General features: G+C 69.7%; 5 protein-coding genes. 1 reads left to right on the top strand and 4 read right to left on the bottom strand.

The window, feature by feature from the left end; all coding sequences use genetic code 11:
* Nucleotides 1–1,266 (bottom strand): Hsp70 family protein (locus WAW17_RS22720; protein ID WP_422335168.1); only part of this gene is annotated, 1,266 nt, incomplete at its 3' end.
* Between the two features lie 124 nt (nt 1,267–1,390).
* Nucleotides 1,391–2,713 (bottom strand): UDP-glucose dehydrogenase family protein, encoded by a 1,323-nt coding sequence (locus tag WAW17_RS22715; RefSeq protein ID WP_422335167.1) that lies wholly within the window; start codon nt 2,711–2,713, stop codon nt 1,391–1,393.
* 105 nt (nt 2,714–2,818) lie between these two features.
* Between WAW17_RS22715 and WAW17_RS22710 the strand changes: the two genes are divergently transcribed.
* The gene (locus WAW17_RS22710) at nt 2,819–3,337 is read left to right on the top strand and encodes a protein tyrosine phosphatase (protein WP_422335166.1); all 519 of its coding nucleotides are present in this window, start codon (nt 2,819–2,821) and stop codon (nt 3,335–3,337) included.
* On the opposite strand, the gene WAW17_RS22705 is transcribed toward WAW17_RS22710, so the two are convergent.
* On the bottom strand, nt 3,311–4,951 hold the full coding sequence (locus tag WAW17_RS22705; protein WP_422335169.1) for a polysaccharide biosynthesis tyrosine autokinase: 1,641 nt from the start codon (nt 4,949–4,951) through the stop codon (nt 3,311–3,313). The two genes, WAW17_RS22710 and WAW17_RS22705, sit on opposite strands and share 27 nt — an antisense overlap.
* A 121-nt stretch (nt 4,952–5,072) precedes the next feature.
* Nucleotides 5,073–9,386, bottom strand: coding sequence for an amino acid adenylation domain-containing protein (locus WAW17_RS22700; RefSeq protein WP_422335165.1), 4,314 nt, complete (start codon nt 9,384–9,386; stop codon nt 5,073–5,075).
* Nucleotides 9,387–9,426 lie beyond the last annotated feature (40 nt).

Genomic DNA, 9,426 nt, shown 5'->3' with positions numbered 1-9,426 from the left:
TTCGACCGGGGGAACCGCGATGGGGGACGCGGTCTCGACGGGGTCCTCGACGGGAACGACGGTGGTGGTGGGCGGCGGCGCCGGTGCGGGGGTCGCGACCTCGGCGATGGGCGCCGCCGTGGTGGTGGGCTGGGTTTCGGCGGGCTGGGACGCGCCTTCGGTGCGGTCCAGGAGTGTGCCGCCGTAGCCGAGCCCGAGGCCGAGGACCGCGATGACGGCCAGCGCACCGCCGGCGAGTGCCGCGCCCCGGATCTGCCGCGGGGCCACCCGCTGGGCGGGGGGCGGGGTTGCGGCATTCAACCAGGACGGAACACTCGACGACGCGTTGTCCCGAGCGGGGTACGCCTCGGGCTCCGCGGGTGGCGGCGGCGCGACTGTCTGCGGGGCGGGAACCAGGCCCTGCTGCGCGAGCAGGGCGGCGCCTTGGGCGGCGACGAGTTCGGGATGGTCGGGAACGATCACCGGCAACGCCAGCCACGAGGCGAGCACCGACCGGACGAGCGGGATGCGCGCGCCTCCACCGAGGAGGATGACGGCGTCGGGCACTCGACCCGACGTGGCGATCACCTCACGGGCGAGACGGGCCGACGATTCGACGGTGACGGCGATGAGCGCTTCGAACACGTCACGCGAGAGGAGCAGCAGCCCGCCGTCTCCGGGTACCGCCACGGCGCCGCCGGTGGACAACTGTTCTTTCGCTTGGCGGCACCGCAGGTCGAGCGCATGACTGGCTGCGGCATCGACGGGCGGCGCGATGCGGTCGTCTCGCAACTGGTGGTCGCGGATGAGACGGTCGAAGACGTCGCCGCTCACGGTGTCGGTGCGGACGCTGTGCACCACGGCCCCGACCGTCCGGTCCACGACGCTGACGGTGAGCCCGGAACTGCCGAGGTCGTAGAAGACGAGGGTGGAGCGGTCGGCGAGCACGCCGGACGCGTCGAGGACGGTCAGTGCGGCGGTGACTTCGGGAACGAGTTGGTAGTTGTCGAGGTGCTGGCGGGCCATGGCGGCCTGTACCGCGCCGGCCTGCGCGTCGTCGCGGTAGGCGACGCCGGTGGCCCGTACGTGTCCAGAACCGGGTCCGACGGCGAGCATCACGCCGATCGATTCGGCGGCGAGTTCCTCGGGCAGCTCCCGCCCGGCGGCCACCACCTGTGCGCGGAAGTCGGGAAAGCGGCGTCCGAGCGGGTCTTCACGATCGACGGCGTCGGGGCGGGCCAGGCGCACCGCGCTCGCACCGACCGACACACCTAACACCGAACTCATGGGCCGCCTTACTGGACTGTGCACGAATCCGATCGTGGAATCCGCTACTGCATGGTTCGGAAGTCTAGCGAAGCCCACCGACGCGGCAACCCTGTATCCGGCGGAGTGCACTTGGAAGTGCACTTCAGGGACGGCCCAGTCCCCGGTACGTCCAGCCCGCCGCCCGCCAGGTATTCGCGTCGAGGCAGTTGCGTCCGTCGACCATCACCCGGGCGCGGACGACGCCGTCGAGGTGGGCGGGCTGCAGTTCCGTGAACTCGGCCCACTCGGTGAGGACCAGCACGGCATCGGCCTTCTCGCACGCCTCCACAGCCGAGGTGGCGTAGTTGAGGGTGGGAAAGAGCCGACGGGAATTGTCCAGCGCTTTCGGGTCGTAGACGCTGACGACGGCGCCGTGCAGTTGCATCATGCCGGCGACGTTGAGGGCGGGTGAGTCGCGCACGTCGTCGGACTCGGGCTTGAATGCCGCCCCCAGCACTGCCACGTTGGCCCCGAGCAGCGAGCCCCCGCACATCTGCGCGGCCAGTTCCACCATCCGGGTGCGCCGGCGCATGTTGATGCTGTCGACCTCACGGAGGAAGTGCAGGGCCTGGTTGGCGCCGAGTTCGCCGGCGCGGGCCATGAACGCCCGGATGTCCTTGGGCAGGCAGCCGCCACCGAAGCCCAGCCCCGCATTGAGAAAGCGGCGGCCGATGCGTGCGTCGTAGCCCAGTGCGTCGGCGAGCTGGGTCACGTCGGCGCCGGTGGCCTCACACACCTCGGAGATGGCGTTGATGAAGGAGATCTTGGTGGCCAGGAACGCGTTGGCCGATACCTTGACCAGTTCGGCGGTGGCAAGGTCGGTGACGAGGAACGGGACGTCCTCGGCGAGCAGTTGCGCATAGAGGTCACGCAGTTTCGCTTCGGCGTGGCCGGGACGGCCGGGATCGACGCCCAGGACGAGCCGGTCGGGATGCAGGGTGTCCTGGACGGCGAAGCCTTCCCGCAGGAACTCGGGATTCCACGCCACCTCCACTCCGTCGCCTGCCGGGGCCAGCAAGCGGGCCCGGGCGCCGAGTTCGGCGGCGGTCCCCACCGGGACCGTGGATTTGCCGACGATGACGGCCGGACGGTCCAGCAGCGGGGCGAGGGTGTCGATCACGGAGTGCACGTGCCTCAGATCGGCGCCGTACTCTCCCTTCTTCTGCGGGGTGCCGACGCCGAGGAAATGCAGGTCCGCGAACGCGGCGGCCTCCTCGTAGGAGGTGGTGAACTGCAATCGTCCGGCGTCGAGGTTGCGGCGCAGGACCTCGGCCAGGCCGGGCTCGTAGAACGGCACCTCACCCGAGGAGAGTTTGGCCACCTTGCCCGGATCGATGTCGACGCCGAGGACCTCATGGCCCAGTTCGGCCATGCAGGCCGCATGGGTTGCTCCGAGGTATCCGGTTCCAAACACGGTGCAGCGCATAAAACCTTGATAACCACTGCAGGTGAGCGCGGTGTTTCCCCGACTCGTGATCCAAGCCAACAGTGCGTGTACGGCAGGCTTGCCCCGACACCTTATGCTTCGCCCATGCATGTTCTTTTCGTCTGCACCGGAAACGTCTGCCGCTCCCCCACGGCCGAGCGCCTCGCAGTGGCGTTCGCCGAGGAGCTCGGGATCACCGATCTGACTGCCGAAAGTGCTGGTACGAGGGCCATGGTGGGTCGTCCCATGGAGCCGACCGCGGCTCGGGTCCTCGAGGGGCTCGGCGGCGATCCCAGCGGATTCGCCGCCCGCCTTCTCACCCCGGAGATCGCCGGCAAGGCCGATCTCGTCATCACGATGTCGGAGCGCCAGCGTGACAAGGTTCTCGGTTTGGCGCCCGAGCAGCTGAAGAGGACGTTCACCCTCAAGGAAGCGGCCCGTCTGGCCGAGGTGGCGAATGCCGCGTCGGTGGACGAACTGGCGGCCGCCCGCCCGCTGTATCAGGCGGAGACGACCCCTGAAGACATCTCGGACCCGATCGGTCAGGACGAGGAGACATTCCTGACCGTCGGGTCCGAGATTGCGGATCTGCTCGGGCTACTGGCCCGGAGTGTTCGGTCCTGACCATTCGTCGCGGTCTTCGCGATGGCGGCGTCCCGATCCCTGCGGGGTCGGGGCGCCCTCTTCCGGCGGACTCGGGTATGCGTCGTACCCGTAGTTCTGCTGGCCGTAGTTCTGCGGGCCGTGGCCGTTCGACTGGGGGCTGTGCTCCTGCCCGTATACCGGCACCGGACGGGGCTGGGGCTGGTGCGGAACCGGGACGGGTGCCTGCTGGTGCACGCCCACGGTGGCCGGCTCCGGTTCGGGCTGCATCTGCGGCAGCGACTTGTCCGTTTCGTAGTAGTACTTGTATTCGTACACACCACGGCCGCGGCTCGGGGTCATCGTGATGATGGTGCCGAGGATCGTGGCGCCCACGCTGTGTAGGTTGCCGACGGCGCGGGCGAGCTGATCGCGCTTGGTCTCGGCGTGCCGGGCGATGATCAGCGCTCCGTCCGCCATCGCGGTGAGCACGGCGGCATCGGTGACCGGCAGCAACGGCGAGGCGTCGATGATCACGTAGTCGAAGCGTTCCCGCAGGTTCGCGAGGACGTGCCGGGCCGTCGCGGTGCCGAGCAGCTCGCTGGGGTTCGGCGGGATGGGACCGGACGCCAGCACGGCGAGCCCCTGATACTTGGTCGTCTGCAGCACGTTGTCGAGACTCGCCTTGCCCGCCAGGACGCTGCTGAGGCCGACGGAACCGACCACACCGAGATATTTCGACACGCGCGGTTTACGGAGGTCACCCTCGACGAGGCACACCTTCTGGCCGGCCTCGGCGAGCACGAGAGCGATGTTGATGGCCGTGGTGGTCTTGCCTTCTGTGGGCAGTGAACTGGTGACCACGATGACGCGAGGCGGATTGTCGACCTCGAGGAACTGCAGGTTGGTGCGCAGTTCGCGGTACGACTCGGCGCTCGACGAGTTCGACTCCGCGAAGTTGATGGCCTGTTCGGTCTGCCGGTCCTTGTCGAACGGGATGGTGCCGATCAGTGCCGACCCGGCCAGTTCCTCGACGGTGAGGCGGTCCTTGACGGTGTTGTCGAGGCGGTCGCGGAGCACGGCCAGTGCGATGCCGAGCAGCAGACCCACCGCGGCGCCGAGCGCAAGGTTGCGCTTCGTCTTGGGAGAGACCGCCACCGACGGCGTCTGCGCCTGCTGCTCCACCACGACGCGCGCCGACGGTGCACCGCCACGTTCGGGTGTCTCCAGTTCCCTTGCCATGACGACGAACTCGTCGGACAGGGCGTTGGCGATGTCCCGGGCTCGTTCGGGAGACGGATCCTGCACCTTGACGTCGATGAGCACCGTGTCGGGTGCGGAGGTGGCCTTCACCTGGGAGGCGAGCGCGGGCGCGCTCATGTCCAGGCCGAGTTTGTCGATGGTCCGCTGCGCCAGCGTTTCACCGGTGAGCAGTTTGGTGTACGACGTGACGCGCTGCTGCGAGAACAGGTTTCCCTGGTAGATCTCGTTGACGGATGCGCCGGACGAGGTGGAGACGAACATGCGTGTCGACGCCTCGTAGATCGGCGTGGTGAGCAGCGAGGCTCCCAGTGCGCCGAGAATTGCCACAACAGTGGTGATGGCGATGATCTTCCATCGCGCTTGCAGTATCCGCAGGTAGTCTTGTATTTCCACTATCGAGTCTCCCATCGACTTCACGCTCGGAGGCTGGCGTGATCGTGCTGTCATTTCTTCGCTTCGACCCGAATGAACCTCTGCATCCTAGTGATGGTCACGGTCCTGGGCGGCAGCAGTGTCACGGTCCCGAGTGGCACCCCGATCCCCGAAGTCGCCGGCCGATGACGGCCAGGGGTCCGCGATCGACCATGTCGGAGTGCACGGCGTCGATGCGGTGTTCCCGGATGGTGCCGCCGACGTAACGCTGCCAGTCCGGCGCGGGTTCGGGATGGCGGTCGAGATCGTGTGCGGCCGTGAAGAACACCGCGTCTCCGTCGAACATCCGGGGCCGGTGTGTCGCCGCGATCCGCTCGAGGTGGGCGAGGAGTTCGCGGAGGAACTGCAGCCGATCGGCCGGTACCGCACCGCCGAGTTCGGCGAACAACTCGTCCGGCGGGGGCCCACCGTCGGCCTCGGTGACGATCGCGGCCCGGTGTTCGGGCAGCAGGGCGTCGAGCATGGCGAGGGTCGCCACGTCCTGGCCGGCCTCGCGCAGTTGTACGGCCATCTCCTGGGCCACGGTGCCGCCGAGCGACCATCCCAGCAGGTGGTACGGGCCGGTCGGCTGGACGGCGCGGATGGCGGCGACGTGACGGGCGGCCAGTTCGGTGACCGAGTGCGGTAGTTCCGGGTTCCCGGTGGCCTGGATGCCGTACAGCGGGCGTCCGGGTAGGTACTCCGGCAGGCCAGTGTAGCACCACGCGACACCGGCGGCGGGGTGGATACAGAACAGGGGCGGCCCGTCGCCGTCGCCGCCGAGACGCACCACGGCCGCGAACGGGTCTTCGGACGGTGCGGTGTCGGAATCAGTGTGTGCTGCGAGGTCGATGCGTGCGGCGAGCTGCGCGGCGGTGGGGTCGGTGAAGAGCCATTGCAGGGGCACCTCACGGCCCAGCCGGGTACGCAGTTCTCCGGCCACCGCGACCGCGCCCATGGACGTGCCGCCGAGAGCGAAGTAGTTCTGATCCGCGCCAACGGAATCCACACCGATGACCTGGGCCATCACCTCGGCCACCACCGTCTCGACGGGTCCGGACGGCGGTGTGACGGCGGTGGCGTCGGGCGCGAGGTGCGGTTCGGGCAGGGCGGTTCGGTCCACCTTGCCCGACGGCAGCACCGGCAGGCTGTCCATGACGGTGACGGCGGACGGCACCAGATGCCGGGGCAGAACGGTGCGGGCGTGGTCGCGCACGGTGTGGGCGGTGAGCGCGGTGCCCGGCTCCCCCACCACGTAGGACGCCAGTGCGGCGGTTTCGGTGGTCACCGTGATCGCGAACCGGATGTCGGGGTGCCGGGTGAGGGCGGCGTCCACCTCGGCGGGTTCCACGCGGATACCGTGCAATTGCACCTGCGCGTCGCGGCGTCCCAGGTAGTGGAGTGCTCCGTTCGCGCTGCGGCGCACCACGTCTCCGGTGCGGTACATCCGGTCGCCCGGCTTGCCGTACGGGTTGGGAACGAATTGTGTTGCGGTGAGCCCGGTTCGACCCAGGTAGCCACGCGCGACGCTGCTGCCGGCGAGGTAGAGCTCACCGGGCACACCGTCGGGCACCGGATGCAGCCGGGCGTCGAGGACGAGGGCGGCGGCGCCGTCGATGACGCTGCCGATGTTCACCGCTCCGGGTTCGAGCGGGCCGGCCACCGATGCGAGGATGGTGAATTCGGTGGGACCGTAGGCGTTGAAGAGGCGGTGCCGGGTCGCCCAGGTGGCGGCGAGGGTGTCCGGCAGGCTCTCGCCCACCGACACGACGGTGCGTGCGCCGTCGGCTGCGAGTTCGTCGGCGTCGAGGGTGGCCAGCACGGTGGGTGTGGCGATGAGGTGGCTGATCCGCGCCCGGCGCACCATCCGGGCCAGCGGTTCGCCGGCGTATCCGAATTCGGGGGCGATCACCAGGGTGCCGCCGGACGAGAGCGCATAGAGCATCTCGAACAGGGAGGCGTCGAAGGTCGGTGAGGCGAGCTGGAGTACTCGCACGTCGGCTCCGGTGTCGAGCACGGGTGCCTGCGCCGCAACCACGTTCACCAGGCCGCGGTGCGGTACCACCACCCCCTTGGGTGTTCCGGTGGTGCCGGACGTGTAGATCACATACGCCGCCTCCTCCACCCGTGAGTACTTATTAACAACGGAGGGGTAAGAAGTACTCACAGCGGGGAGCCAGGGGACGGTGGCGGGGAGGGCGGCGAGGTGCTCCGGCACGGTGAGCCCCGCGACCGCCGCGGAGTCGGTGAGCATCCAGTCCAGCCGCTCGGCGGGGTGCGACGGGTCGAGCGAGACCCACGCCGCCCCCGACTTCGCCACGGCCCACACGGCGGCCACCCAGTGCCGTCCGCGGCCGGTGGCCACGGCCACCACGTCCCCGGGTCCGACACCGCGTTCGGCGAGGGCGCCGGCCCACCGCTGGGCCTGGTCGTCCAATTCGCGGTAGGTCCAGTGCACTTCGCCGTCCTCGACGGCCACGACGTCGGGGTTCGCCCGGACCTGGGCTTCGAAGATCTCGGTGAGGGTCTTCGGCTGATGGGTGCGGGCGGGACCGCGCACCAGCGCCGCCCGCTCCCCCGCGTCGAGAATGTCGATGTCGCCGACGACGGTGGATGCGTCGGCCACGACTGCGTCGAGGATCCGGTCGTACCGCCGGGCCAGGGTGACGGCGGTGGTGTCGTCGAACAGGTCGGTGGCGTAGAGCAGCCGCAGTGTCAGCTCACCGGCGGTGTCGGTGATGTCCCACACGAGGTCGAATTCGGTGGACGCCGAACCGTTCTCGCCACCGTCGACGGCGAGTCCGGGGAGTCCGGCGGGCTGTGCGGCGGCGTGCTGGTATGCCAGCATCACCTGGAACAGCGGGTTGTGGGCGGTGGAGCGGCGGGGTGCCACCCGGGCCACGACGGCGTCGAACGGCACGTCGGCGTGGGCGAAGGCGTCGAGGTCTACCGCCCGTACCTGTTCGAGGAGTTGGGAGAAGGTGTGTGCCGCGGTCACTTCGGTGCGCAGGGCCACGGTGCCGACGAACATCCCGACCAGCGCGTCGAGCGCGGGGTCGGGTCGGCCTGCCACGGCGGTACCGATCACCGTGTCCGACTGCCCACTTTCGCACGAGAGTAAGACGGCGAGCGCGGCGTGCAGCACCATGAACACCGTGACGCCCCGGCTGCGGGCCACCTCGGACAGCCGTTCACGCAGTGCGTCGTTCAGTGTCCATTCGACGACGGCACCGGTGTGGCTGGGTTGCGCGGGCCGCGGCCGGTCGGTGGGCAGTGCGATCGGGGCGTCGACGCCGTCGAGGGTGTGCGCCCAGTAGTCGAGCTGGGTGTGGGCGAGGCTGCCGGGCTCGGCGGGGTCACCGAGTACCGCGCGCATCCACACGCTGTAGTCGGCGTAGTCGACGGGCAGTGGCTCCCAGCGCGGTTCGCGCCCCGCGCACCGGGCTGCGTAGGCGGTCTCGAGGTCGGCGGCCAGCCGGTCGAGGGACCCGCCGTCGAGCGCGATGTGGTGCACGACTGCGGCGAGTACGTGCTCGGCGCCGTCCGACCACAGGCGTACCCGCAGCGGCGGCTCCGACGCCAGCCGGAACGGTTGCGCCGCGAACTGCTCGACGTCGATGTCGGGTACCGGCGTGAGGTCGATGTCCGCGGTGGGCAGGATCACCTGGTGCGGTCCCTGCTCGTCGGTGGGGAACACGGTGCGCAGCGGGGCATGCCGTTCCACCAGGTCGGTGACGGCCAGGCGCAGGGCGTCCACGTTCACGTCGGTGCCGAGCCGGTGCACGAACGTCAGGTGGTGCACCGACGCACCGGGATTCACGCGGTGGAGCAGCCACATCCGTTGCTGCGGCGGCGACAGCGGGATTCGGGCGGCCGGGTCGCGGCGGACGAGGGGAAGCCGGGTGGCGGACGTGTGCCGACGGTCGAGCCAGCCGGCCATCGCGGCGGCGGTGGGATGCTCGAACAGGGCCTTGACGGGTACGTCCACCCGGAACGCCGCCGACAGTCGGCCGGTCACCGCGGTGGCGGAGAGGGAGTCGCCGCCGATGTCGAAGAAGTTGCGGTGCGGGCCCAGGCTTTCACCCCCGAGCACCGCGGCGAACACCCCGGACACCAGTTCTTCGGTCACGGTCCGGACGGGGGCCGCCGCGTCGGAGTCGATGTCGTATGCCTCGAGTGCCCGGGCGTCGAGTTTGCCGTTGGCGGTGAGCGGCAGCTGATCGAGTACCACGATCCGCGCCGGCACCAGGTGCGACGGGTATCGCGGAACCAGTTGGGCGCGCAGCGCTTCGGCATCTACGCCGCCGTCCCCGGTCACGAATGCGACGAGCCGACCGCGGTGTGCCGACACCACGGCGCGGGTCACCGAGGGCAGGGCCAGCAGCGCGGCTTCCACCTCGGCGGGTTCGATGCGCATGCCGCGGATCTTGAGCTGCCGGTCGGCGCGGCCGAGGTAG

Source organism: Rhodococcus sp. (in: high G+C Gram-positive bacteria) (genome assembly GCF_049286785.1).
Classification (GTDB): domain Bacteria; phylum Actinomycetota; class Actinomycetes; order Mycobacteriales; family Mycobacteriaceae; genus Rhodococcus_F.
The sequence above is the reverse complement of the archived record's forward strand: the minus strand, read 5'-3'. Positions and strand labels throughout refer to the sequence as shown.